The following is a 1,632-nucleotide window of genomic DNA, read 5'->3' on the forward strand; positions in this document are numbered from 1 at the left end:
GGGCAGTCGAACATCGCCCGGGCCTGCCGACGACTGGCCGCCAACCCTGACCACGCGGTCGACCTGGTCCTGAACGCATGAAACTGCAGGTCACAGCCCCGGAAGTCAACAACTACGGCACCCTGAGAATCGGATGATCACCGATCGCCATATCGGGACTCGCTGTGGTGAATGTCTCGAGATATCGAAGAAAACGATCGTGGTGACGTTCCAATTCGTCCGATTCGTACCGAAATGGATTCGCCTCGAAATCGATCCGCAGCCGATGTGGCGGAATCCCGGGATAGATCGACATGGAGAGATCTTCGACCGGTCCGGTGCTGAGGACGTTGTATTCGCCGGTCACGTCACCGAGAACGATTTCCCGGTGAAAGAGCATGATATTGACGATGGGGCCGAACCCGGCACTGCCGGCGGACATGCCGGTCATGTCGCGATACATGTCTTCGTAGCGATACCGCTGATGCCGGAGCGCACCGGTGATCTCCGCCTGGATCTGCCGGACCAGCGTCTCGGCCGCCGCCGTGGGCTCGACCTGCACCCGTATCGGCACGACGTTCGCCAGGGTTCCACCGGAGCGTTTGGCGACGGCCGTGGTACGAACCGCGACGGGCAGGCTCAGCACGATGTCGAGTTGCCCGGTCATCCGGGCAAGGAACGCCGCGAATGCGGCCATCACGATGGGGACGGCAGTGGTGTTCCAGCGTCCGGCCGCCGCGTCCACGTGTCCCAGCAGTTCCAGGGTCATCTCGTGCCTCACGTGCCGCGGTGGCACGCGCGTCGGCCCCGCCCGATCGGTCAGCCGTGCAGGTTCGGGCAGATGGGCGACGCGTTGCGCCCAGTAGGTCCGATCGCTCTCGAACCGTGCCGAGGCGCGGTAGGCGTCCTCCGCGGCATAGAGTTCCCGCAGATCAGCGGCTTTCGAGCGCGGCGCTTCGGTTCCCCGGATTGCGTGCGTGTACAGCTCGGCCACCCGGTTCATCAACGTCATGGCACCGTGCCCGTCGAGCACCAGATGGTGCGCGACGCTCAGCCAGAAGTAACGGCCATCGGCCACCTGCAGCGCCTCTGCACTGATCAGCCGGTCCCGGTACAGATCGATCGGACGGCTGGACCGCTCAACCATGTAGCGACGGGCCGCCTCCACCGGATCGCTGCATGCGCGGAAATCTCGATAGCGGAGCGCATCCTCGATTGTGGGATCGACCACTTGGTAGGGCTCACCGTCACGGTCGATGATCACCAGGCCGGGCGAAAGTAATTCCCGGGACGCTCTGTCCGCCGCGGCGACGAGCACATCGAAATCCAGAGGACCGCGAATGTCCACATACTGGGCGATCGTGTAGGGCACTTCCGGTGAAATCTGTTGAGCGAAGAACAATCCTCGCTGCGAGGGGGCGAGCGGAAATGGGGTCGACGAGGTTGCTTTGCCGTCGGCCGCATCCGGCACGCTGCCCCCTCCTCGAATCTCGGTGACTACCCACGGTGCGACTGCACCTGTACGAACAATGAGGTTTTCTCAGTAAGTTGATCTTGCTGGGATGGGGTCGTACCGGATCACGAAGGGACGCAGGGCCCCTGGTAGGACTGGATTTGCGAAGATCGAATCCGAACCAGAGGGCCCCACGTGAT

At 63.1% G+C, this 1,632-nt stretch carries 1 protein-coding gene; it reads right to left on the reverse strand.

Annotated elements, in window-relative coordinates:
- Positions 1-112 precede the first annotated feature (112 nt).
- Positions 113-1,450: a condensation domain-containing protein gene (locus Q8814_RS26035; RefSeq protein WP_330154814.1), complete on the reverse strand. Its 1,338-nt coding sequence runs from the start codon at positions 1,448-1,450 to the stop codon at positions 113-115.
- Positions 1,451-1,632 lie beyond the last annotated feature (182 nt).

The sequence above is a fragment of the Rhodococcus chondri genome (assembly GCF_036327435.1).
GTDB classification, from domain to species: Bacteria; Actinomycetota; Actinomycetes; order Mycobacteriales; family Mycobacteriaceae; genus Rhodococcus; species Rhodococcus chondri.